This window comes from Actinosynnema sp. NPDC037264 (genome assembly GCF_055603705.1).
In genome coordinates this window covers 226,396-248,446 of the sequence record NZ_JBVJVK010000004.1, presented here as the reverse complement: position 1 = coordinate 248,446, position 22,051 = coordinate 226,396, and the positions used below count along the sequence as shown (strand labels likewise).

Annotated in this window: 22 protein-coding genes; 14 read left to right on the top strand and 8 right to left on the bottom strand. The window is 71.6% G+C overall.

The annotated features are described in order from the left end of the window. The first annotated feature begins 95 nt into the window (after positions 1–95). Both ACZ7GX_RS07495 and ACZ7GX_RS07490 read left to right on the top strand, forming a co-directional pair. On the top strand, positions 96–752 hold the full coding sequence (locus ACZ7GX_RS07495; RefSeq protein ID WP_498773923.1) for a response regulator transcription factor: 657 nt from the start codon (positions 96–98) through the stop codon (positions 750–752). Then, positions 749–1,882, top strand: a complete 1,134-nt coding sequence (locus ACZ7GX_RS07490) for a sensor histidine kinase (protein WP_498773921.1) — start codon at positions 749–751, stop codon at positions 1,880–1,882. The genes ACZ7GX_RS07495 and ACZ7GX_RS07490 overlap by 4 nt, the downstream gene beginning before the upstream one ends. Here the strand turns inward: ACZ7GX_RS07490 and ACZ7GX_RS07485 are convergent. Continuing rightward, complete coding sequence (locus tag ACZ7GX_RS07485; RefSeq protein ID WP_498773919.1) at positions 1,860–2,036, bottom strand: DUF397 domain-containing protein; 177 nt, start codon at positions 2,034–2,036, stop codon at positions 1,860–1,862. The two genes, ACZ7GX_RS07490 and ACZ7GX_RS07485, sit on opposite strands and share 23 nt — an antisense overlap. After that, positions 2,033–2,887: a helix-turn-helix domain-containing protein gene (locus tag ACZ7GX_RS07480; protein WP_498773917.1), complete on the bottom strand. Its 855-nt coding sequence runs from the start codon at positions 2,885–2,887 to the stop codon at positions 2,033–2,035. Before ACZ7GX_RS07480 ends, ACZ7GX_RS07485 begins: the two co-directional genes overlap by 4 nt. 207 nt (positions 2,888–3,094) lie before the next feature. On the opposite strand from ACZ7GX_RS07480, the gene ACZ7GX_RS07475 reads away from it, so the two are divergent. From ACZ7GX_RS07475 to ACZ7GX_RS07450, 6 genes are all read left to right on the top strand, one after another. Continuing rightward, on the top strand, positions 3,095–4,429 hold the full coding sequence (locus tag ACZ7GX_RS07475) for an AAA family ATPase (RefSeq protein ID WP_498773915.1): 1,335 nt from the start codon (positions 3,095–3,097) through the stop codon (positions 4,427–4,429). Continuing rightward, a complete protein-coding gene (locus tag ACZ7GX_RS07470; RefSeq protein ID WP_498773912.1) occupies positions 4,426–5,166 on the top strand; it encodes an HNH endonuclease in 741 nt (246 codons plus the stop codon). Before ACZ7GX_RS07475 ends, ACZ7GX_RS07470 begins: the two co-directional genes overlap by 4 nt. 109 nt (positions 5,167–5,275) lie before the next feature. Then, on the top strand, positions 5,276–6,256 hold the full coding sequence (locus tag ACZ7GX_RS07465) for an ATP-binding cassette domain-containing protein (protein ID WP_498773910.1): 981 nt from the start codon (positions 5,276–5,278) through the stop codon (positions 6,254–6,256). Next, positions 6,253–7,056: an ABC transporter permease gene (locus tag ACZ7GX_RS07460; RefSeq protein WP_498773908.1), complete on the top strand. Its 804-nt coding sequence runs from the start codon at positions 6,253–6,255 to the stop codon at positions 7,054–7,056. Before ACZ7GX_RS07465 ends, ACZ7GX_RS07460 begins: the two co-directional genes overlap by 4 nt. A 105-nt stretch (positions 7,057–7,161) precedes the next feature. Beyond that, the gene (locus tag ACZ7GX_RS07455; protein WP_498773906.1) at positions 7,162–7,725 is read left to right on the top strand and encodes a hypothetical protein; all 564 of its coding nucleotides are present in this window, start codon (positions 7,162–7,164) and stop codon (positions 7,723–7,725) included. Further along, entirely contained in the window at positions 7,725–8,123 is a 399-nt protein-coding gene (locus tag ACZ7GX_RS07450; protein WP_498773904.1) for a hypothetical protein, read from the top strand. The genes ACZ7GX_RS07455 and ACZ7GX_RS07450 overlap by 1 nt, the downstream gene beginning before the upstream one ends. 110 nt (positions 8,124–8,233) lie before the next feature. Here the strand turns inward: ACZ7GX_RS07450 and ACZ7GX_RS07445 are convergent, their stop codons facing one another. The 5 genes from ACZ7GX_RS07445 to ACZ7GX_RS07425 all read right to left on the bottom strand — a co-directional run bounded on the left by ACZ7GX_RS07445 (position 8,234) and on the right by ACZ7GX_RS07425 (position 14,432). Beyond that, positions 8,234–8,560 (bottom strand): hypothetical protein, encoded by a 327-nt coding sequence (locus tag ACZ7GX_RS07445; protein ID WP_498773902.1) that lies wholly within the window; start codon positions 8,558–8,560, stop codon positions 8,234–8,236. 224 nt (positions 8,561–8,784) lie between these two features. Further along, positions 8,785–9,558 carry a GntR family transcriptional regulator gene (locus ACZ7GX_RS07440; protein WP_498773900.1) on the bottom strand — a complete coding sequence of 258 codons (774 nt, stop codon included), beginning with the start codon at positions 9,556–9,558 and terminating at the stop codon, positions 8,785–8,787. Positions 9,559–9,617: 59 nt separating this feature from the next. After that, positions 9,618–10,451, bottom strand: coding sequence for a glutamate ABC transporter substrate-binding protein (locus ACZ7GX_RS07435; protein ID WP_498773898.1), 834 nt, complete (start codon positions 10,449–10,451; stop codon positions 9,618–9,620). A gap of 136 nt (positions 10,452–10,587) precedes the next feature. Beyond that, positions 10,588–13,251, bottom strand: a complete 2,664-nt coding sequence (locus ACZ7GX_RS07430; RefSeq protein WP_498773896.1) for a bifunctional acetate--CoA ligase family protein/GNAT family N-acetyltransferase — start codon at positions 13,249–13,251, stop codon at positions 10,588–10,590. Between the two features lie 5 nt (positions 13,252–13,256). Beyond that, positions 13,257–14,432 (bottom strand): acetoin utilization protein AcuC, encoded by a 1,176-nt coding sequence (locus ACZ7GX_RS07425; protein ID WP_498773894.1) that lies wholly within the window; start codon positions 14,430–14,432, stop codon positions 13,257–13,259. 163 nt (positions 14,433–14,595) lie between these two features. Here ACZ7GX_RS07425 and ACZ7GX_RS07420 point away from each other — a divergent pair, with 163 nt between their 5' ends. Continuing rightward, positions 14,596–15,216 carry a DUF3558 family protein gene (locus tag ACZ7GX_RS07420; protein WP_498773892.1) on the top strand — a complete coding sequence of 207 codons (621 nt, stop codon included), beginning with the start codon at positions 14,596–14,598 and terminating at the stop codon, positions 15,214–15,216. 157 nt (positions 15,217–15,373) lie between these two features. Here ACZ7GX_RS07420 and ACZ7GX_RS07415 read toward each other — a convergent pair whose 3' ends face one another. Next, a complete protein-coding gene (locus ACZ7GX_RS07415) occupies positions 15,374–16,216 on the bottom strand; it encodes a sulfurtransferase (protein WP_498773890.1) in 843 nt (280 codons plus the stop codon). Positions 16,217–16,277: 61 nt separating this feature from the next. Between ACZ7GX_RS07415 and ACZ7GX_RS07410 the strand changes: the two genes are divergently transcribed. From ACZ7GX_RS07410 to ACZ7GX_RS07390, 5 genes are all read left to right on the top strand, one after another. After that, a complete protein-coding gene (locus ACZ7GX_RS07410) occupies positions 16,278–16,970 on the top strand; it encodes an iron-dependent transcriptional repressor DtxR (protein ID WP_230566637.1) in 693 nt (230 codons plus the stop codon). Beyond that, entirely contained in the window at positions 16,967–18,127 is a 1,161-nt protein-coding gene (gene galK / locus ACZ7GX_RS07405; protein ID WP_498773887.1) for a galactokinase, read from the top strand. The genes ACZ7GX_RS07410 and galK overlap by 4 nt, the downstream gene beginning before the upstream one ends. Positions 18,128–18,154: 27 nt before the next feature. Then, the gene (gene galE, locus ACZ7GX_RS07400; protein WP_498773885.1) at positions 18,155–19,117 is read left to right on the top strand and encodes a UDP-glucose 4-epimerase GalE; all 963 of its coding nucleotides are present in this window, start codon (positions 18,155–18,157) and stop codon (positions 19,115–19,117) included. Further along, positions 19,117–21,168, top strand: coding sequence for an alpha/beta fold hydrolase (locus ACZ7GX_RS07395; protein WP_498773883.1), 2,052 nt, complete (start codon positions 19,117–19,119; stop codon positions 21,166–21,168). Before galE ends, ACZ7GX_RS07395 begins: the two co-directional genes overlap by 1 nt. A gap of 363 nt (positions 21,169–21,531) precedes the next feature. Next, complete coding sequence (locus ACZ7GX_RS07390) at positions 21,532–21,945, top strand: SAM-dependent methyltransferase (protein WP_498773881.1); 414 nt, start codon at positions 21,532–21,534, stop codon at positions 21,943–21,945. The last annotated feature ends 106 nt before the right edge of the window (positions 21,946–22,051 follow it).

The following is a 22,051-nucleotide window of genomic DNA, read 5'->3' as shown; positions in this document are numbered from 1 at the left end:
TCCATCGGTGGGGACAGTCGACCAGGAGGGCTATAACCAGCGCGTTACCAAATCTGGTTATGCGGACGTTATGGCCCCCAGAGCACGATGGACCCATGCGCATCCTCGTGGTCGAAGACGAAGCGACGCTGGCGGCGGCCATCGCCGAGTGGCTGCGCCGCGAGGCGTTCGCGGTCGACGTGGTGCACGACGGCGACTCCGCGCTGGAACACCTGTCGGTCAACGCCTACGACGTCCTCGTCCTCGACCGCGACATACCGCGCGTGCACGGCGACGAAGTGTGCCGCCGGGTCGCCGACTCGGGCGCCGAGACCCGGATCCTCATGCTCACGGCCGCCGCCGCGGTGCGCGACCGGGTGGCCGGGCTGGCCCTCGGCGCCGACGACTACCTGCCCAAGCCGTTCGCCTTCGTCGAGCTGTCCGCCCGGGTGCACGCGCTGCTGCGCAGGGTCCGACCGGCGAACCCGCCGGTGCTCGAACGGGCGGACCTGAGGGTCGATCCGGCCCGCCGCCAAGTCACCCGGGCGGGTGAGTTCATTCCGTTGGCCAACAAGGAGTTCGCGCTGTTGACCGAGCTGGTCCGGGCGCAGGGCGCCGTGGTCACGTCCGAGCACCTGCTGGAGAAGGTGTGGGACGAGCACATCGACCCGTTCACCAACGCGGTGCGGGTGACCATGGTCAAACTGCGGCGCAAGCTCGGTGAGCCGCCGCTGATCGAGACCGTGCCCGGTGTGGGATACCGGATCCCGTGATCGGCCGGTGGAGCATCCGGGGTCGGCTGACGGCGCTGTACGGCGGGCTGTTCCTGCTCGCCGGCGCCGCGCTGCTCGCGGTCACCTACTTCCTGGTGTGGCAGAGCCTCAACGGCCGGTTGCAGCCGTTCACCGACGGGGCGAGCCTGCGGGAGCTGCGCGAGGCGTCCTCCGACCAGGTGATCGAGGCCATCCGCACGGCCCAGGTCCGCTACCGCGACGAGGTGCTGCAATCGCTGCTCACCCGAGGGGGCCTCGCATTGCTGTGCGTGGCCGCCATCGCGGTGGCCTTCGGGTGGCTGCTGGCGCGCAGCGCGTTGCAGCCGGTGCACCGCATCACCGAGGCCGCCCGGCGGATCGCGGCGGGCCACGGCCTGCACGAGCGGATACCGCCGACCGGTCCGCGCGACGAGGTCGCCGAACTGGCTGAAACGTTCAACTCGATGCTGGAACGGCTGGACCGCGCGTTCGACGGGCAGCGCCGGTTCGTCGCCGACGCGTCGCACGAGATGCGCACCCCGCTGGCCGTGAAACGGGCCCTCATCGAGGTGTCGATCACCCGACCGGGTGCCTCGGCGGACGCCAAGCAGCTGGGCGCGGAGTTGCTGAAGGTGAACGCCCGCCACGAACGGCTCATCGACGGCCTGCTCACGTTGGCCGACAGCGAGAACGAGCTCACCGAGCGCAGCCGCACGTCCGTCTCCGACATCGCCGAGCACGTGCTGTGGCAGTCGAGGGCCGCCGCCGAACGGGCCGGCGTCGACCTGCACCACGAGATGTCGCCGTGCGAGGTCGTCGGCGACCCGGTGCTGCTGGAGCGCCTGGTGCGCAACCTGGTCGACAACGCGATCCGGCACAACCACCGGGACGGGTGGGTCGACGTGAGCGCCGGGCCGGGCGTCCTGGTGGTGGCGAACACCGGCCCGAGAATCGAGCCGTACGAGGTGGAAGGGCTGTTCCGGCCGTTCCGCAGGCTCGACCGGGACCAGACCACGACGGGCGATCGGGGCCTGGGCCTCGGGCTGTCGATCGTCCGTGCCATCGCCGCCGCCCACGGTGCGACGGTGACCGCGACACCGGGGGCGGACGGCGGGTTGGCGGTTGCGGTCAGGTTTGCCGGAGAGCCGTGAGGAACGCCCGGAATGGACGCTCCGCAAAGGTCAATCTGGGTCCTGGTCGTTTGCTGTCCCTGACGCTGGTCGTGCTCCGTCCCACGGCCAGTTCGACGCAGTTGTTGCCCGCGCCGGAGTAGGTGCTCTTGCGCCATGCCTTGTCGTTGTTCATGTGTCCTTCAGTGCGGTTGCCAGTTTTCTGATCAGCGACGCCGACTCCTTGGGCGACAGGGCGACCTCGCTCACGATTTCCTCGAAGTGCAACAGGTACTTCTGCACGTCGGCGCGATTGTCCACCCACTTGCCACCACCCGCGTACTCCAGGTACACGGCCGAAGGATCACTGTCCTCGAAGCGGAGAGCGGTCGCGCCACCACCCGACATGGTTCCGTGGGCACCGGCGCCGAACGGAACCACTTGGATGGTGATGTTGTCCTGCTTCCCCTTCTCGAGCAAATGCGACAACTGCTCGCGCATGACGGCGGGACCGCCGACGATCCGGTGCAGGGCCGCTTCGTCGATCACCGCGTGCAGCCTTAACCCGGGCAGCCGGCGCTGCCGGTTCGCCAGTGCCGCGGCCACCTGCTCCACGGACACCGACGAGTCCATGAACCGGTGCCCCGCGAGCCTGATCGCCACCGCGTAGGCGGGCGTCTGGAGCAGTCCCGGGATGACGATCATCTCGATGGTGCGCACCTCCGTGGCATCGGCCTCCTGCCGGGCGTAGGTCCGCGCCTCCGGGGTGAAGGCCGCGGCGTACACCAGGCGGGTGCCGTCCTGCTTCGCGTCCTCCCACAGCGCTTCCGCCTCGCGCCGCTCGGCGTCGGTCGCCCCGTAGAGCCCGAGCAGCGCGCCCAGTTCGGTCCAACTCGGACTGATATACCCGTTCTCCATCCGCGACAGCGTCGACTGCGTCTTCCGAGTCAGCGCGTGGTAGTCGATCTCGGTCTTGCCCGCCCGCTTGCGCAAGGCGTTGAGGAACTGCCCCAGCTTGCGCTTGCGTCGGGTTTGGACGGCTGCCATGCGGATCTCTCCTCGCTGGAAAAGAACTGCGAACACCCTAGTGCTGTTCCGCAGCCCGCCTGCGTTCACTCGATCGAGGGTCTAAAAGGTGCATATACGCCCTCGCTGATCACTCGCCGTCGGTGGCGGCCCCGACGTCGCCGGGCACGCCCCAGGACGTGCCCGGCGAACTGGACGGGTGATCAGCGCGGACTAAAGTCTGGCCACATGTACATCTCGCAGGTCCGGCTGCGGAACGTCAAGGGGTTCCACGGTGCCCGCGAAGTGGATCTCAAGCTCACCGCGCCCGGCTGGACGGTGATCGCGGGCCGCAACGGGTCGGGCAAGACCTCGCTGCTCAGGGCGATCGCGCTGGCCGTGAGCGGTCCGGCGGTGGCGCGCAACCTGGTGCCCGACTTCGAGAACTGGGTCACCGCGGGCCAGCGGGAGGGCGTCGTCCAGGTCCAGTTCACCCACGACCGGCGGGTGGAGCGGTTCGGCAAGGGCCGCCCGCCGGAGGGCAGGCTGTGGGCCGGCCTCGGCTGGACGATGCCGGACGAGGAGAGCAGGCCGACCCACCGCGGCCTGCAGCCGTCGCTGAAGGAGAAGCTGGAGGGCAGCAAGACCGCCGCCCTGCGCGGACCCTGGCAGGACAATCCGACCGGGTGGTTCTGCGCGGCCTACGGCCCGTTCCGGCGGCTCGTCGGCGGCGCGGGCGAGGCGCAGCGGCTGATGCTCAGCCACGGCCCGGTGTCGCGGCTGGCGAGCCTCTTCCACGAGGACGCGTCGCTGGCCGAGGGCGTCGGCTGGCTGATCGAGCAGCACCTGAGGTCGCTGGAGCGCAGGCCGGGCGCGGAGGAGCTGAAGACGGTCGCGCTCGGCGTGCTGTCGGACGGCCTGCTGCCCGACGACTACCGGATCGAGGGCGTCGACTCCGACGGCCTGTGGGTGGTCAGCGGCGGGCACCGGTTCCCGCTGCGGGAGATGAGCGACGGCTACCGGACCGTCGCCGCGCTCGTGGTGGACCTGATCAAGCAGATCCACGAGTCGTACGGCGACCTGAAGACCACGCCCACCGCCCACGGCCTGGCCCTGACCGCGCCCGGCGTGGTGATCATCGACGAGGTGGACGCGCACCTGCACGTGTCGTGGCAGAAGCGGATCGGCGGCTGGCTCAAGGAGCACTTCCCGAACATCCAGTTCGTCGTCACCACGCACAGCCCGTACCTGTGCCAGGCCGCCGACCCCGGCGGGCTGATCCGGCTGCCCGGACCGGACCAGCAGGAACCGCCGCGGGTGGTCGACCAGGACCTCTACGAGCGGATCGTCTACGGCAGCGGCGACGACGCGGTGCTCTCGGAGCTGTTCGGCCTCGACACGCCCTACTCCGAACGCGCGCAGGAGCTGCGCGCCGAGCTGGTGGAGCTGGAGGTGGCGGTGATCGGCGGCACGGCCGACGCCGACGCGGTGCGCCGCTACGAGGTGCTGCGAGGGCTGCTGACCAGCTCGCCCGTGGCGCGCACGCGCGAGGTGTCCGCGCGGCTGGAACGCGACGGGACGTGATCCGGCTCGTCCGGCCCGCGCTGCCCGCCGAGCTGGCCGACCGGCTGCCCGACCTGACCGCGGAGATCGGGAACGCCACGCACCCCACCCGCGCGGCGCGTGCCCTGTGGAAGCGGGCCGTCGTGCGACGGGGCGTGCACGCGCCGTTGCGGCGGCTGCTGGAGGACATGGCGCCGGGCTACCAGCGGTGCATGTACTGCGGAGACAGCCAGGGCACGGACATCGACCACTTCGAGCCGCTGTCGCTCAACCCGCTGCGCACGTTCGACTGGCTCAACCACCTGCTGGCCTGCTCGACGTGCAACAGCAACCTCAAGCGGGACCGGTTCCCGGTGGCGGACGACGGCACGCCGCTGCTGGTCGACCCGACCGCGGAGGACCCGTTCGACCACTTGCTGCTCACGCTGTCACTGGGGGTGTACGTGGCGCGCACGGAGAAAGGCGCGGCCACCATAGATGTTTGCGGGCTCAACAGACCGGTGTTGACGCAGGGCCGGGTGCACGCGAGGCGGGTGGTGCTGATGTGCCTGTCGAGGTGGACGGCCGGGCGGGCGCTGGGCACGGCGGCCGAGATGCGCGAGGCCGTGCTGACCGTCCAGGGGCAGCCGTTCGCCGACGTGTGCCAGGCGATGCTGCGGTTGGCGCTGTCGCCGGGCGCCGAGCGGGTGTTCGAGGACGTGCCGTGGGCCTTGGCCGTGCTGCGGGACGACGAACTGCGCGCGCAGCTGCTCGCGTGACCGGATGCCCTGGCCGCACCGTCCACAGAGCTCACTTCGGACGCCCGTGCCGGGCGTACTCGGCGAAATCGACCTGAAATTGTCGGACCCCGGGTCCATCATGGCCCGCATGGCAGACGCAATCGTGGCCGAAGGACTGGTCAAGCGCTACGGGTCGGTGGTCGCCCTCGACGGCCTCGACCTCGTGGTGCCGGAAGGGACCGTCATGGGTCTGCTCGGGCCCAACGGCGCGGGCAAGACGACGACGGTGCGCGTGCTCACCACGCTGCTGGAGCACGACGAGGGCACGGCGACCGTCACCGGCCTCGACGTCATCGCCGACGCCAAGGAGCTGCGCCGCCGGATCGGGCTGTCCGGCCAGTACGCGGCCGTCGACGAGAACCTGACCGGGTTCGAGAACCTCGACATGGTCGGCCGGCTCTACCACCTGGGCAAGCAGCGCAGCCGGGAACGGGCGCGCGAGCTGCTGGAGCGGTTCGACCTGGTGGACGCCGCCGACCGGCCGGTGAAGGGCTACTCGGGCGGCATGCGCCGCCGGCTCGACCTGGCGGGCGCGCTGGTGGCCAAACCGAGGGTGCTGTTCCTCGACGAGCCGACCACGGGCCTCGACCCGCGCAGCCGGCTGGGCATGTGGGACGTCATCGCGGAACTCGTGGCGGGCGGCACCACGCTGCTGCTCACCACGCAGTACCTGGAGGAGGCCGACCGGCTCGCGGACGAGATCGCGGTCATCGACCACGGCCGGGTCATCGCCCTGGGCACCGCGGACGAGCTGAAGGCGCAGGTCGGCGGCGAACGGCTGGAGCTGACCGTCAGCTCGGCCCGCGACGCGGCGACGGCGAAGGCGGCGCTGGCGCCGTTGGCGATCTCGGAGATCACGGTGGACGAGCGCGGTCAGCGGCTGACCGTGCCGGTGTCGGGCGGCGCCGACGTGCTGGTCGACGGTGTGCGCAGGCTGGACGCCGAGTCGGTCAAGGTGCTCGACATCGGGTTGCGCAGGCCGACGCTGGACGACGTGTTCCTCACGCTGACGGGGCACGCGGCCGGCGGGACCGACACCGAGCGGAAGCAGGGGGAGAAGGCGGAATGAGCGCGTTCACACAGGCGTTGGGCGACGGCGCGGTAGTCGCCAAGCGCAACCTCATCAAGATCAAGCGGGTCCCGGACCTGATCGTGTTCTCGACGTTGTCGCCGATCATGTTCGTGCTGTTGTTCGCGTACGTCTTCGGCGGCTCGATCGCCATCCCGGGCATGGACTACCGCGAGTTCCTGATGGCCGGGATCTTCGCGCAGACCGTGGTCTTCGGCGCGACCATCACCGGCGCCGGGCTGGCCGAGGACATCCAGAAGGGCGTGATCGACCGGTTCCGGTCGCTGCCCATGGCGCGGTCGGCGGTGCTGATCGGGCGGACCACCAGCGACCTGGCGAACAACGTCATCGTCATCCTGGTGATGTCGGTGACCGGGCTGATCGTCGGCTGGCGGATCCACTCGTCGCCGCTGGAGGCGCTGGCCGGGTTCGCCCTGCTGCTGCTGTTCGCCTACGCGGTGTCGTGGGGCATGGCGATCGTCGGGCTGATGGTGCGCAGCCCCGAGGTGTTCAACAACGCGTCGTTCATCGCGATCTTCCCGTTGACGTTCATCGCGAACACGTTCGTGCAGGAGAGCAACCTGCCCGGACCGCTGAAGACGTTCGCCGAGTGGAACCCGGTGTCGGCGGTCACGGCCGCGGCCCGCGAGCTGTTCGGCAACACCAACCCGATGGCGTCCGAGCCGAGCGCGTGGCCGTTGCAGCACCCGGTGCTGATGACGTTGATCTGGGTGGTCGTGTTCCTGCTGATCTTCGTGCCGCTGGCGATCCGGCAGTACCGCAAGGCGGTGGCCCGCTAGTCGACGGACGCGAATGTGTCAAGGGTTCAGGTTTCACGCCTGTCCCCGAACGGGTAGTCCGGTGGCGTCCCAGCCAAGGGTGAAGATCCAGCCAGGGAGGCCGAGATGTCCACCGGCACCACCATCGGCGTGATCGTCGCCGCGCTGGTCGCGCTGGCCGCGGTCGCGGTGCTGCTGAAGGTTGCCTTGCAGCGCAAGAGGTTGCGCGCGAAGTTCGGGCCCGAGTACGACCGGGTCGTGCGCAGCACCGACAACCGGATGGCGGCGGAACGGGAGCTCGTGGCGCGGGAGCAGGAGCACGCCAAGCTGGAACTGCGCCCGCTGAGCCCCGTCTCGCGGGAGAGCTACACGCGGAACTGGACCCGCGTGCAGGAGCAGTTCGTCGACGCGCCGACGGCGGCGGTGGGCCAGGCGGACCGCTTGGTCACCGACCTCATGGCGGAACGCGGTTACCCCACCGAGGGGTACGAGAAGCGGGCGTCGATGCTGTCGGTCGACCACGCCCGCGCGCTCGACCACTACCGCGAGGCGCACGCGATCACCGAACGCCAGGACCGGGGCGAGGCGACGACCGAGGACCTCCGCGTCGCGATGGTCCACTACCGCAGCCTGTTCGAGGACCTGCTGGGCGAGCCCCGTGACGGGGAACGCCGGGAAGGAGCGCGCTGATGGTCGGCCACCAGGACACCACTCCCACGACCGCCACCGACGACACCGCCGCCCGGAACACCGTGGAGTGGGAAGACACCGTGGACCGCGAGCCGGTCGAGCTGTACCCCGTCTCCACGACCGCGGGCGACGCGCCGCTGTTCGCCGCCGAGGACTCGGAGAACTTCCAGGTCGAGTGGCGCGCGCTGCAGTCGGAGTTCGTCGACGACCCGCGTGAGGCCGTGCAGCGGGCGGACGAGCTGGTCACGCAGGTGATCCGGTCACTCACCGACACGTTCGCCGAGCACAAGCACGCCCTGGAGGAGCAGTGGCAGCAGGGCGAGCAGGTGCAGACCGAGGAACTGCGGCAGGCCCTCAAGCGCTACCGCGCGTTCTTCGACCGGCTGCTGTCCGTGTGACCGCGCGAGCGTGACCCAGGAGTGAGACCTCAGGAGTGAAGACTCCCCGTTGTGCGTCTGGCGACCCAGGTGCACAACGGGTGTTTCACGTCTTCGGCCGCGACGGGCGCTCAGCCCGGCAGTTCCCGGATCTCCATCTCCAGCACGTCGATCTCGTCGCTGATCGCCTCGTCCAGCATCCGGTCGAGCAGCTCGGAGCAGTCCGCCGACCCGATGCCGAACCGGGGCACCTGCTCCCACCACACCGCCGGGTTGTTCCAGAACGAGCCGGAACCCTGGTCGACGCCTTCGAGGCAGCGCAGCCGCGAATCGTCGTCCGGCAGTCGGCGGACGTAGTCGATGAACCGGGCCAGCGCGTCCGGGTTGATCACCGGCACCGCGCCGTACCCGCGCAGGCAGTCCTCGAGCTCCGTCAGGAACTCCTCTTTGAACGTCACGGCGCCACCCCCGCTTCCCCCGCTGCCGTGCGGGTGAGGAGGACTCACGTACCAGGGCAACAACGGTACATCCGCCGGGGCACGCAGAACTTGCTGCCAACGGGCGGTTTCCGGGAAAGATTCGCTAACGTTCCGCGCTTGCCCGCGCCGAAAGCCCGCCATTCCACTGTTATGTCCTAAGTGGACCACGAAGGCGCGGCGGAACGGTCACGGTCACGTGACCTTCACTCCGCGCGCAGCCGCGCCACGAAGCTGAACCGGTCGCCCCGGAAGAGCGAGCGGACCCGCTCGATCGGCTCGCCAACGTTGTCATGGGACACGCGGTGCAGCAGCAGCATCGGCAGCGCGGGGTTCGTGCCGATGAGCAACGCCTCGCGCGGCGTCGCCAAAACCGTCTCCACCCGTTCCTCGGCCTCGGCGAACACCACGCCCAACCGCTCGCTGAGGCACGCGTACAGCGACGTAGTCGGGTCCAGCACCTCCAGCAGGGTCGGGAAGCGCGCCGCGGACAGGTAGGTCGACTCCAGGCCGACCCGCTCGCCGTCGGCCAGCAGCACGCGTTCCAGGTGGACGACCTCGTCGCCGCGCCCGATCCGCAGGTCCCGCGCCAGCACGTCGTCCGCGGGCAGGTGCTCGACGGTGATCACGCTGCGCGTCGCGTCGACGCCCTGCCGCCGCATGCCCTCGGTGTAGCTGAGCAGCGACAGCGGCTGCACCAGCTTGGGCGGCGCGACGTAGGTGCCGCTGCCCTGCCGTCGTTGCAGCTTGCCCTCGAGCACCAGTTCCCCGACGGCCTGGCGCAGCGTCACCCGCGACACCGCGAACCGCTCGGCCAGCTCCCGCTCCGGCGGCAGCGCCGTGCCCTCGCCGAGGGCGTCGACGAGCCACAGCAGTTCGGTCTTCACCGCGTAGTAGCGGGGGATGCGGCCGTGTTCGGGGATACCGGCGCGGACCGGCCCGTCCGCGCGGTACTGGGGCACGTAATGCGAGGCATGCACACAGCCGAGCCTACGGTGCGATCCGGGCCGGTCAGACCGCTGACGGGGTGGGTCGCAGATCACGGGACGAGCGTCGGCGGATCCGGGATGGCGTAACCGGAAGCACCCACGTTGGCCTCCAACGACTTGCGCCACTCGCCGGTGTCGATCATCTTCCGAACGGCCGCGGTCACCTTCGCCTTGCTGGTCGGATCGCCCCGGCGCAGGCCGATGCCGTACTCCTCCTTGCTGAACGGCTGGTTGACCACGCGCAGCAGCTCGGGGTTCTGCGCGGCGTACCCAGCGAGGATCACGTCGTCGGTCGTCATGGCGTCCACCTGCTCGGCCAGCAGCGCCGTGACGCAGTCGCTGAAATTGGGATATTCCTTGAGTTGCACGGACCGCGCGAACCGGTCTTTCACGTACTGCGCCGACGTGGTGTTGGCCACCGAGCACAGCGTCAGGTTGCCTGCGTTGAGCGATTCCGGCCCGGTGATCCGATCATCGGTCAACCGGACCAGCAGGTCCTGCCCGGCCACGAAGTACGGTCCCACGAAGTCGATGACCTCCTTGCGCTTGTCGGTGATCGAGTAGCTGGACACGACGAGGTCCGCGGCGCCCTCGGTGAGCAGCTTCTCGCGTTCCGAGGGCGTCGCCTCGGTGAACGTGATGCCGGATTCCTCGACCCCCAGCTCTTTCGCCACATAACGGGCCACGTCGATGTCGAAGCCGCGGTAGCTGCCGTCCAAACGGCGCACACCGAGCCCCGGTTGGTCGTACGCCACGGCGATGGTCAGCTTGTTGGAGCTGTCCGCCTTGCCGGCGACGGTCGTGTCGTCACCGGTGGAGCACGACGCGAGGACAAGCGCGGCGGAACACGCCACCAGCAGGGCGCGCAACGGTGCCAGAGCCATTCTTCCCCTTTTCGGGAGGTTCCTCGGGTTGCCGGGAAACCTAAGCGCCCCAAAGGACCTGGTCCATAGCCAAGGAGAAGATAGGGGACACCTGATCGGTCAAGGGTGACGGTTGGGTATCGAGAACGTGACCGTGCTAACGCGCGCCGCCGGGCGAGCGCAGCCGCCTGGGACCGGTGTCATGGCGCGACGGCGGCGGGCCCAGCGTCACCCTGGCGCTGCTCACGTACGCGCCCGCCGAACTGGCCAGCACGGGCTCCAACGACAGCTCCCGCACCTCGGGCAGGTCCTCGGCGAGCGCGGCGAGCCGCAGCACCAAGTCCTGCAACGCGGCCAGGTCCGCCGGCTCGTCGCCCCGGTACCCCGCCAGCAGCGGCGCGGCCTTGGGCGCGCGCACCAGCGCCGCCGCGTCCGCGTCGGTCAGCGGCACCGCGCGGTAGGCCCGGTCCCCCAGCAAGTCGCTGACCAGCCCCGACAGCCCGAACGACACCAGCGTGCCGAACGACGGGTCGTCCTGCAGGCCCAGCACGCACGAGATCCCCTTGGGCGCCATGCGCTGCACGTACACGTCCGGGCGCTCGGACATCCCGGCCAGCATCCCGTACGCCGTGCGCACGGCCTCCTCGCCGGACAGGTCGAGCCGCACGCCGACCAGGTCGGTGCGGTGCCGCAGCCGGTCGTCGGTGGACTTCATCGCCACCGGGTAGCCCAACTCCCCCGCCGCCCGCACCGCCTCGTCCGCCGACGTCACCACCCGGAACGGCACGACCCGCACCCCGTAGCACGCGAGCAGCCGCACGGTCGTGTCGTCGTCGAGGAGCAGCTCACCGTCGAGCGCCTGCGACGCCACGATGGCGTGCGCGGCGTCGGGGTCGATGCCCTCGGGCCGGACGAACGTGCCCTGCGGCGCGGACCGCCAGCGCGCGTACCGGGTCGCACGCGCCAACGCGAGCACAGCGCGCTCCGGACTCGGATACGACGGCACGGAACCCCGTCCGGGCGCACCACCGGGACCCGGCACCGCCAACTCGGCCGGCACGCCCTCCACGGCCAGGAACGTCGACGCGATCGGCTTGGCGTGCCCGCCCTGCTCCACGACCTCGCGCAACGCGCGGGCGAACGTCGTGCCCGGCACCGCCAGCGGCGGCACGAACACGACCACCAGCGCGTCCGCGTCCGGGTTCGCCAACGCCTCCCGCACCGCCTCGGCGAACGCCTCGGGCCCGGCCTGCGCGCCGACGTCCACCGGCTCGCCGGCCAGCTCCAGACCCTGTGCCAGCGCGGTGTCCGCGGCCAGCAGGCCGATCGCGGTCGAGTTGCCGACCACGGCGACGCGCGGCCCGGCGGGCAGCGGCTGGTGCGCGAGCAGCAACGCGGTGTCGAACAGCTGCGCCAGCGACTCCACCCGGATCACGCCGGCCTGCTCGAACAACGCCTGCACGCTCGACTCGTCCACCGGCACCGAGGTGGCCGCCAACGCGGGCGTCACCGCGTGCCGCCCCGACTTCACCGCGACGATCGGCTTGGTGCGGCCGAGCCTCCGGGCCAGCCGGGCGAACTTGCGCGGGTTGCCGAACGACTCCAGGTACAGCAGCACCACGTCGGTGGCCGGGTCGGTCTCCCAGTACTGGAGCAGGTCGTTGCCGGAGACGTCCGAGCGGTTGCCCGCGGAGACGAACGTCGACAGGCCGAGGCCGCGATCGGCGGCGGTGGCCAGGATCGCGGTGCCCAGCGCGCCGGACTGGCAGAAGAAGCCGGTGCGACCGCGGGCGGGCAGCTTCGGCGCCAGGGTCGCGTTGAGGCGCACGCCCGCGTCGGTGTTCAGCACGCCCAGCGCGTTCGGGCCGACCACCCGCATCCCGTGCGCGCGGGCCTCGGCGGCGATCCTGCGTTCGGCGCTCAACCCGCCCGGCCCGGTCTCGCCGAACCCGGACGTGACCACGACCAGCGCTTTCACGCCCTTGGCCAGGCAGGCGTCCATCACATCGTCCACGCCGGCGGCGGGCACCGCGACGACGGCGAGGTCCACGTCGTCGGGGATCTCCAGCACCGACGGGTAGGCGCGCACCCCGCGCACGGACCGGTGCTCGGCGTTCACCGGGTACACCGGGCCGGCGAAGTCGGCGGCGAGCAGGTGGGTCAGCACCGCGTGACCGATCTTGGTCTGGTCGGTGGACGCGCCGATCACCGCGATCGACTTCGGGTGCAGCAGGTTGTGCACGCTGCGCGCCTCGGCGGCCTGCTCGCGGGCGCGCGCCACCTCCACCGACTCCTCGGTCGGGTCGATGTCGAACTCCAGGTGCACCACGCCCTCCTCGAACGCGCGGCTCACGCCGTAGCCCGCGTCCCGGAAGATCCGCACCATCTGGCCGTTCTCCGCGAGCACCTCGGCGGTGAACCGGCTCAGCCCGCGTTCCCGCGCGGCGGCGGCGAGGTGTTCGAGCAGGATCGAGCCGAGGCCGCGGCCCTGGTGGGCGTCCTCGACCACGAACGCGACCTCGGCGCTGCCGCTGCCGTCGAGCCGGTCGTAGCGGCCGACGGCCACGATGTCGTCGCCGAGCAGCGCGGTGAACGCGACCCGGTCGGCGTGGTCGACCGTGCTGAAGCGTTCGAGGTCGCGCTTGGGCATGCGCGGGTAGGGGCCGAAGTAGCGGTAGTAGCGGGTCCGCTCCGACAGCCTGCCGTGGAACGCGAGCAGCTTCTCCGCGTCGTCGGGCGTGATCGGGCGCAGGTGGACCGTGCCGCCGTCGCTGAGCACAACGTCGGCCTCCCAGTGCCTCGGGTAGTCGAACGGGTCCACGGCTCTCAGTCCCTCGGGTCGTCGGGGTCCAGGCCGTGCAGCGGGAACACCGCGCGCCGCGTCTCCATGACGGCCAGGTCGACCGGGGTGTCGAGTTCACCGCCCCACCGCTCGAACGCGGTGTCGGAGCCGTCGGTCATCGACGACGGCAGCGGCCAGTTCGGCGCCAGGGTCGAGGCGTGGGCGACCCAGTCGGCGGGCAGCGGGGTGTTCGGGTCGACGTCCCGGTCCAGCACGGTGGCCAGCAGGTGCGTCCAGCTGCGCGGCACGACGCGCAGCAGCTCGTACCCGCCGCCGCCCAGCGCCAGCCAGCGGCCGTTCGCGGTCCGCTCGGCCAGCTCGCGCAGGCGGCGGTAGATGGCGCGGTGGCCGTCGACGGTGAGCGCGAGGTCGGCCAGCGGGTCCTCGCGGTGCGTGTCCACGCCGCACTGCGTGACCAGCAGCTGCGGCCTGAACGCCGTGAGCAGCGACGGGACGGTGGCCTCGAACGCGCGCAGCCAGCCCTGGTCGCCGGTGCCGGGCGGCAGGGCCAGGTTCACGCTGGTGCCCTCCGCACCCTCGCCGCCCACCTCTGCGGCCCGGCCCGTGCCCGGCCAGAGGCTCATGGGGTGCTGGTGGACCGAGACGGTGAGCACGCGCGGGTCGTCGTGGAACGCGGCCTGCACGCCGTCGCCGTGGTGCACGTCGGTGTCGACGTAGGCGATCCGGTCGAAGCCGTTGTCCAGCAGCCACGAGATGGCCACGGCGCAGTCGTTGTAGACGCAGAACCCGGCCGCGTGGTCGCGCATGGCGTGGTGCAGCCCGCCCGCGATGTTCACCGCCCGGTCCGCCTCGCCCGAGGCGATCCGCCGCGCGGCGGCAAGCGAACCGCCCACGACCAGCGCGGACGCCTCGTGCATGCGGTCGAACACCGGGTTGTCCGCGGTGCCGAGGCCGTGGCCGACGTCCCAGCCGGCCATCGGCGCGGCCTGCACGGCGTTGAGGTAGGACGGCTCGTGCACGCGTTCGATCTCGTCGTCCGTCGCCGGGTCGGGCTTGACGAGCCCCACGCCGTCCAGCACGCCGAGCGCGGTCGCCAGCCGGACGGTCAGGTCGAGCCGGACGGGGTTGAGCGGGTGGTCGCCGCCCAGGTCGTAGCCGAGGAAGGACTCGTCCCAGACGACGGCGGCTGCCTTACCCATGTCCGCAACCTAACCCACCCGGCGCGCGGTCGTGTGATCACAGGTTGGTCGCCCCCGGCGTGCGGACCTCCGGGGTGGACTTAGAGTCTGCCGAGACGACGCGGGCCAGGATTGCGGCCATCGAGGATGGAACCCCGCACGTCGGAACGGGGTCAGAGAAGACATGCAGCTGCGACGAGTCCGCCCCGCCCTGACCACCGTGCTGGCCTTGGCGCTCACGCTCGGGCTGTCGGCCTGCGCGACCACGGTCGCCGGCAGCCCGGTCGCCGCGGCGGGCGGGTCGACCGGGGAGAAGACCGCTTCCGGCAAGCCGTCGTCGACCAAGACGTCCTCACCCAAGACGACCAGCAAGGCCGGCTCGCCGAAGAGCACCGAGGCCGAGAAGCCGTCCGGCGACGTGAAGATCACGACGAAGAAGAAGACCGAGGGCTACGAGGACTGCGACATCCTCACGCCCGAGGACGTGGCCGCCGCCGTCGGCGCGTCGAAGGGCGGCGAGAAGGGCTGCGTGCAGAGCACGGAGGACCCGTTCTCGGTCGTGCTGTTCATGGTCACGTTCGCCGAGTACGAGGGCGAGGCGCGGACCATCGAGGTCGGCGGCAACACCGCGTACGAGGTGAAGGAGAAGGGCGGCGACTGCACGGTGCTGGTCATGCTGACCGACGACCCGGACGAGATCACCCCCGCGTTCCAGGCCACCGTGACGCCGATCGACGAGATCGATCCGTGCGAGATCGCGCTCAAGCTCGCCACCAAGGGCTTCGAGAAGATCCCCAACGCTTGAGTTGGATTGCCGCTGCTCCGCAGACGGCGGGCGAGGTCGCCTGGAAGTCGACCGTTCGCGCCTGATTTTCCGACGATCGAAAAGCGTGATCGCCGGAAAATGAGTCGCGAACGGTCGACGCGACCTCGCGGGGTGGTGGTCTGCGTAGCGGCAGTGATCAGGCGGAGCCCGTGGCGGCCGGTCGGGATGGGTCAGACGACCACTGGGACCACGAGCCCGCGTAGAGCGGCGCGGGCGCGTCGGGCTTGGTGATGCCGGCCACTTCCAGGGCCAGGACCACGGACGACGCCGTGACGCCGGACCCGCAGTAGGCCGCGACCGGGCGGTCGGTGGTGACGCCGATGGCCTCGAAGCGCTCGGCCAGCGCGGCGGCGGGCAGCCAGCGGCCGGCGGAGGTGTGGCCCGAGGTCGGCGCGTTCAGCGCGCCCGGGATGTGCCCGGCGCGCGGGTCGACCGGCTCGGTCTCGCCCCGGTAGCGCTCGGGGGCGCGGGCGTCGAGCAGGACGCCCGAGCCGGTGAACGCGGCGGCCTCGTCCGCGTCCAGCACGGGCATGCCGCCGGGCCGCACCTCGATGTCGCCGGGAGCGGGCGCCGGCGGGCGCGCGTCGACGGGACGGCCCTCGGCGGTCCACGCCGCGAAGCCGCCGTCCAGGACCGCCACCTCCGGGTGACCCGCCCACCGCAGCAGCCACCAGGCACGTGCGGCGACGGAGCCGTCACCGCCGTCGTACGCCACGACCGGGTGATGTCGGCGGACGCCGGCCGCCCGCAGCACGGCCTGCAGCGCCGCCGGGTCGGGCAGCGGGTGGCGGCCACCGGCGCCGGGCGGCGAGGACAGCTCGGTGTCGAGGTCGACGTAGACCGCACCGGGAACGTGCCCGACCTCGTAGTCTTGACGTCCCGGCGGTCCGCCCAGTCGCCAGCGGACGTCGAGCACGACCGGTGGTTCGGCCCCGTCCAGCGCGGAGGCGAGGGCTTCGGTGCTGATCAGTGGATGCACGGCACCATCCTGCACCCGTGACCGGCCGACTAGCATTGACGCCATACGAAGGGGAGCGGGTGTGAACGAGCTCATCGACACTACCGAGATGTACCTCCGCACGATCTACGAGCTCGAAGAAGAGGGCGTAGTGCCTCTGCGCGCGCGGATCGCCGAGCGGCTGGCGCAGAGCGGTCCGACGGTCAGCCAGACGGTCGGGCGGATGGAGCGCGACGGTCTGGTCATCGTGGCGGACGACCGCCACCTGGAGCTGACCGAGCAGGGTCGCAACCTGGCCATCGCGGTCATGCGCAAGCACCGGCTCGCCGAGCGGCTCCTGGTCGACATCATCGGCCTGGAGTGGGAGCACGTGCACAGCGAGGCGTGCCGCTGGGAGCACGTCATGAGCGAGGCCGTCGAGCGCAAGCTGGTCAAGCTCCTCGGCAACCCCACCACCTCGCCCTACGGCAACCCCATCCCCGGGCTGGACAAGCTGGGCGACGGCGAGCCCGCCCCGCCCGCCGAGGCGGACCTGGTGCGGGTGGACGAGGTGGCCCGGCGCGGCGGCGGTCGCGTCGAGGTGCGCCGGATCGCCGAGCACGTGCAGCTCGACGAGGACCTGATGGCCGAGCTGAAGGCGGCCGGCGTCGTGCCGGGCGGCACGGTCGAGGTCGACTCCCTCGGCGGCGCGAAGGTCATCCAGGTGCGCGGCAACGGCACGGTCGCCGAGTTGGACCCGGCGGTGGCGCACGCCGTCCTGGTGCAGGCCCGGTGAGCCCGGCGCGGCGCGCGATCGCCGCGTTCACCCGGCTGCACGGCGCCGCGCCGAGCGGTGTCTGGTCCGCGCCCGGCCGGGTGAACCTGATCGGGGAGCACACCGACTACAACGACGGCTTCGTGCTGCCGTTCGCGTTGCCCCACCGGACCGCGGTGGCCGCGTCGGCGCGCGACGACGGACAGTTGCACGTGGCCACGGTGGGTGATGACGGCCTGGTTCAGCAGGCCTCACCGGCAGCGGTCGCCGACCTGGAGCCCGGCGAGATCGGCGGCTGGGCGGCGTACCCGGCTGGGGTGGCGTGGGTGCTGCGCGAGCAGGGCCTGACCGGCGGGGCGAACCTGGTGATCGCGGGTGACGTGCCGGCGGGGGCGGGCCTGTCGTCGTCGCACGCCCTGGAGTGCGCGGTGGCGTTGGCGCTGCTCGGGCTGGCCGGGCACGCGGCCGACGACCTGCCGCGGATCGCGCGCTGGGTGCAGCGCGCGGAGAACGACTTCGTCGGCGCGCCCACCGGTCTGCTCGACCAGACCGCGTCGCTGTGCTGCACCGAGGCGCACGTGCTGTTCCTGGACGTGCGGTCGTTCAAGGCCGAGCAGGTGCCGTTCGACGCCGCCGAGCACGGCCTGGAAGTGCTGGTCATCGACACGCGGGCCAGCCACTCGCACACCGACGGCGGCTACGGCGCGCGGCGCGCGGGCTGCGAGGAGGCCGCGTCGGTCCTGGGGGTCCCCGCGCTGCGGGACGTGGACGTGACCGAGCTGGACGACGCGCTGGCCCGGTTGCCCGAACGGCTGCGCCCGCTGGCGCGCCACGTGGTGACCGAGAACGAGCGGGTGCTCGCGGCGGTGGAACTGCTGCGCACCGGCCGGTTGGCGGAGCTGGGACCGCTGCTGGACGGCTCCCACGCGTCGCTGCGCGACGACTACAAGGTGTCCGCGCCCGAGCTGGACGTCGCGGTCGACGCGGCGAAGGCGGCGGGCGCGTTGGGCGCGCGGATGACCGGCGGCGGTTTCGGCGGGTCGGCGATCGCGCTGGTGCCCGTCGAGCGGCACGACGAGGTGGTGCGGCGGGTGCTCGCCGCGTTCGCCGGACGTGGTTGGGCGACACCGAGGACTTTCACGGCCGTGCCCTCGGCGGGCGCCGGCCGGGATCACTGACGGACTGGTCGAAAGCGGGGATTCAGGGTGAAGTTGCTCGTCACGGGCGGCGCCGGGTACGTGGGCAGCGTCTGCGCGGCCAGGCTGGTGGAGTCCGGCCACGAGGTGGTCGTGCTGGACGACCTGTCCACCGGGCACGCGGACGCGGTGCCGGACGGGGTGCGGCTGGTCGAGGCGGGCATCGACGACGCGATCGGCGACCTGCTCGCCGGGGGTTTCGACGGCGTGCTGCACTTCGCGGCCAAGTCGCTGGTCGGCGAGTCCATGCAGGACCCCGCGAAGTACTGGCAGGGCAACGTGGTGACGTCGTTGCGGCTGCTGGACGCGATGCGCGAGCACGGCACGCCGCGACTGGTGTTCTCCTCCACCGCCGCGACCTACGGCGAGCCGGAGCAGGTGCCGATCGCGGAGACCGCGCCGACGCGCCCCACCAACACCTACGGCGCGACGAAGCTCGCGATCGACCACGCGATCACCTCCTACGCCGCCGCGCACGGCCTGGCCGCCGTGTCGCTGCGCTACTTCAACGTGGCGGGCGCGTACGGGCGGTTCGGCGAGCGGCACGGCGTGGAGACGCACCTGATCCCGATCGTGCTGCAGGTCGCGTCCGGCCGACGTGAGCGGGTGCAGGTCTACGGCGACGACTGGCCGACCGACGACGGCACGTGCGTGCGCGACTACATCCACGTCGTGGACCTGGCCGACGCGCACCTGCGGGCGTTGGAGCACGCGGCGGAGGGCGAGCACCGCATCTACAACCTGGGCAACGGGTTGGGCTTCTCGGTCAAGCAGGTCATCGACGCGTGCCGCGAGGTGACCGGCCACCCGGTGCCGGCCGACGTGGCGCCGCGCCGGGCGGGCGACCCCGCGGTGCTCGTGGCCTCCAGCGACAAGGCCCGCACCGAGCTGGGCTGGAAGCCCGAGCGGGTGGACCTGGCCGGCATCGTGCGCGACGCGTGGGACTTCACCCGGTCACAACAGGGGGCGTGATGGCAGGCAAGATCACCGAGGCCGGGTTCGGGGACCTGACCTCGTTCACGGAGATGCCGCGGATCTCTTCGCTCGCGCTGTCACCGGACGGCACGCGGCTGGTCACCGTGGTGGCGACGCTCTCGCCGGACGGCAAGGCGTGGCAGGGCGCGCTGTGGGAGGTCGACCCGGCCGGTGAGCGTCCCGCGCGGCGGTTGACCCGCGGCGCGAAGGGCGAGTCGGCGCCGGCGTTCACGCCGGACGGCGCGCTGCTGTTCCTCTCCGCGCGGCCCGACCAGGAGGCCAAGCCGGCCGACCGCGACAAGAAGGACAAGGCGGCGCTGTGGCTGCTGCCGCCCGTCGGCGAGGCGCGTGAGCTGTACCGCCCGGCCGGCGGGGTGTCGGAGTTCGCGGTGGCGCGGGAGTCGGGCACGGTGCTGCTCGCGGCCGGCGCGCACCCGACCGCGGAGTTCGGCGAGCAGGACGAGGAGCACCGCAAGGCGCGCGAGGACGCCGGGGTGACCGCGATCCTGCACGAGTCGTACCCGGTGCGGTACTGGGACTCCGACCTCGGGCCGAGCTTCCCGCGGCTGCTGGCGACCACGTCGCCGGTCGGGGTGGACCGCGAGCCGATCGACCAGTCGTCGGACCTGGTGGACCTGACGCCCAACGCCGCGGCGCGGCTGGACGACTCGCCCGCGATCAGCCCGGACGGCCGGTGGGTCGTGCGCACCGAGGGCGTCGCGGTGAGCGCGTCGTACGGGCAGCGGGTGCGGCTGCGGCTGTCGTCGACCGACGGTGCGGTCGACCGGGTGCTGGCCGACCTCGACGGGCACTCGTTCCTGCAGCCGGTGTTCCTGCCGGACTCGTCGGGCGTGATCGCGGTGCGCGCGTTCGACTCCACGGCGGACCGACCGTGGACGAACACGCTGGTGCGCATCGACCTGGAGTCGGGGTCGGTCGAGGAGTTGGCCGCGGACTTCGCCGAGGAGCCCGACCACCCGGTGGTGAGCCCGGCCGGTGACGCGGTGTACTTCATCAGCAGCCACCGGGGCCACCAGCCGATCTGGAAGCTCGACCTGGCGTCCGGCTCGGTGGTGAAGCTGACCGCGTCCGGTGCTTACACCGACGTGCGGGTCAGCCCGGACGGCGCGACTGTGTACGCGTTGCGCAGCGCGTGGGACCACCCGCCGCAGCCCGTGCGGCTGTCGGCGTCCGGTGTGGACCAGGTGGCCGTGCCGCTGCCGGCGCCCGGTGCGGTGGAGTCGGTGCCGGGGACGTTGACCGAGGTCGAGACGGTGGTCGAGGGCGGCCGGACGGTGCGGGCGTGGCTGGTGCTGCCTCGCGGCGCGTCGGCGTCGCAGCCGGCGCCGTTGCTGCTGTGGGTGCACGGCGGTCCGGTGATGAGCTGGAGCGGGTGGAGCTGGCGCTGGAACCCGTGGCTGATGGCGGCGCGGGGCTACGCCGTGCTGCTGCCGGACCCGGCGCTGTCGACCGGGTACGGGTACGACTTCGTGCGCGCCGGGTGGGCTTCGTGGGGCGACAAGCCGTACACGGACCTGATGGCGATCACCGACGTGGCGGTGCGGCGGGACGACGTCGACGACTCGCGGACGGCCGCCATGGGCGGGTCGTTCGGCGGGTACATGGCGAACTGGATCGCCACGCAGACCGACCGGTTCAAGGCGATCGTGACGCACGCGTCGTTGTGGCACCTGGACGCGTTCACCGGGACCACCGACGACTCGTACTACTGGATCCGCGAGATGGGCGACCCGCTGCGGCAGCAGGACACCGTGCGGGCGAACTCGCCGCACCTGCGGGTGGCGGACGTGAAGACGCCGATGCTGGTGATCCACGGTGACAAGGACTACCGGGTGCCGATCGGCGAGGGGCAACGGCTGTACTTCGACCTCGTGCGGCACGGCGTGCCGGCGAAGTTCCTGTACTTCCCGAGCGAGAACCACTGGATCCTGACGCCCGGCAACGCCAAGGTCTGGTACGAGACGGTCTTCGCGTTCTTGGCGGAGCACGTGCTCGGCGAGCCCTGGGAACGGCCGGAACTCGTCTAGTCGTACTCGCCTCACCGCCGTGTTGCCCACCTCTCGGGTGAGCGCCCCGGTTCTCCGCGCCCGCGACAGTCGGCCGGGGAGCCGGGTGGTGACGTCACCGACCGGGCGGCGGGCACGGCGGGGTAGTGCGCGCGGCTGCGGTGCGCGCGGTTCGTCGCCGGTGTCCGCAGCGGGTCCGCCGAGGGCGTGGGAGCAGTGACGCGGCTTGGCCACGCGGGTGCGCCGAGCCCGCCGGCGCGCACCAGGCCGCAGCACAGCTCGCAGTCATCCCCCCTCCAGGCAACGCTGACCGAAGAGAGAACCCCTGCCATGCCGAGCTTCGAAGTCACACCGATCGGTACCGTCCGGAACGACCGGACGGACGTGCAGCACACGGACAACTGGGGTGCCGTCCGCAGCACGATCACCGTCGACGAGCGCTTCGGCGAGGCGTGCCTCCAAGGCTTGGAGGGTTTCTCGCACGTGGAGGTCCTCTTCGTCTTCGACCAGTTCCCGGAGAGCGACGACTTCCGCGAACCCCGCCCCTACCGCGGCCGCCCGGACCTCCCGCCCGTCGGGATCTTCGCGGGCCGCGGCCCGCGCCGGCCGAACCGCATCGGGGTGACGTGCTGCGCCATCGAGTCCGTGCACGGCCGTGAACTGACGGTGGTGGGCCTCGACGCGGTCTCCGGCACCCCCGTCATCGACCTGAAGCCGACGATGACGGAGTTCCTCCCGGCGGACGTCAGGCAGCCGGCCTGGGTCAGCCACCTGATGTCGGAGTACTTCCAGCCGTAACACCGCCCGCGGCGGTGTCGGACGGCGGTGTCGGACGGCGGTGTCGGACGGCGGTGTCGGACGGCGGTGTCGGACGGCGGTGTCGGACGGCGGTGTCGGACGGCGG

Bases quoted from the DNA above. Each gene is read 5' to 3' on its own strand.
- ACZ7GX_RS07455 (WP_498773906.1), top strand. From the start codon at position 7,162: ATGTCCACCGGCACCACCATCGGCGTGATCGTCGCCGCGCTGGTCGCG.
- ACZ7GX_RS07475 (WP_498773915.1), top strand. From the start codon at position 3,095: ATGTACATCTCGCAGGTCCGGCTGCGGAACGTCAAGGGGTTCCACGGT.
- ACZ7GX_RS07450 (WP_498773904.1), top strand. From the start codon at position 7,725: ATGGTCGGCCACCAGGACACCACTCCCACGACCGCCACCGACGACACC.
- ACZ7GX_RS07420 (WP_498773892.1), top strand. From the start codon at position 14,596: ATGCAGCTGCGACGAGTCCGCCCCGCCCTGACCACCGTGCTGGCCTTG.
- ACZ7GX_RS07460 (WP_498773908.1), top strand. From the start codon at position 6,253: ATGAGCGCGTTCACACAGGCGTTGGGCGACGGCGCGGTAGTCGCCAAG.
- ACZ7GX_RS07395 (WP_498773883.1), top strand. From the start codon at position 19,117: ATGGCAGGCAAGATCACCGAGGCCGGGTTCGGGGACCTGACCTCGTTC.
- ACZ7GX_RS07480 (WP_498773917.1), bottom strand. From the start codon at position 2,887: ATGGCAGCCGTCCAAACCCGACGCAAGCGCAAGCTGGGGCAGTTCCTC.
- ACZ7GX_RS07495 (WP_498773923.1), top strand. From the start codon at position 96: ATGCGCATCCTCGTGGTCGAAGACGAAGCGACGCTGGCGGCGGCCATC.
- ACZ7GX_RS07465 (WP_498773910.1), top strand. From the start codon at position 5,276: ATGGCAGACGCAATCGTGGCCGAAGGACTGGTCAAGCGCTACGGGTCG.
- ACZ7GX_RS07485 (WP_498773919.1), bottom strand. From the start codon at position 2,036: ATGAACAACGACAAGGCATGGCGCAAGAGCACCTACTCCGGCGCGGGC.
- ACZ7GX_RS07425 (WP_498773894.1), bottom strand. From the start codon at position 14,432: ATGGGTAAGGCAGCCGCCGTCGTCTGGGACGAGTCCTTCCTCGGCTAC.
- ACZ7GX_RS07435 (WP_498773898.1), bottom strand. From the start codon at position 10,451: ATGGCTCTGGCACCGTTGCGCGCCCTGCTGGTGGCGTGTTCCGCCGCG.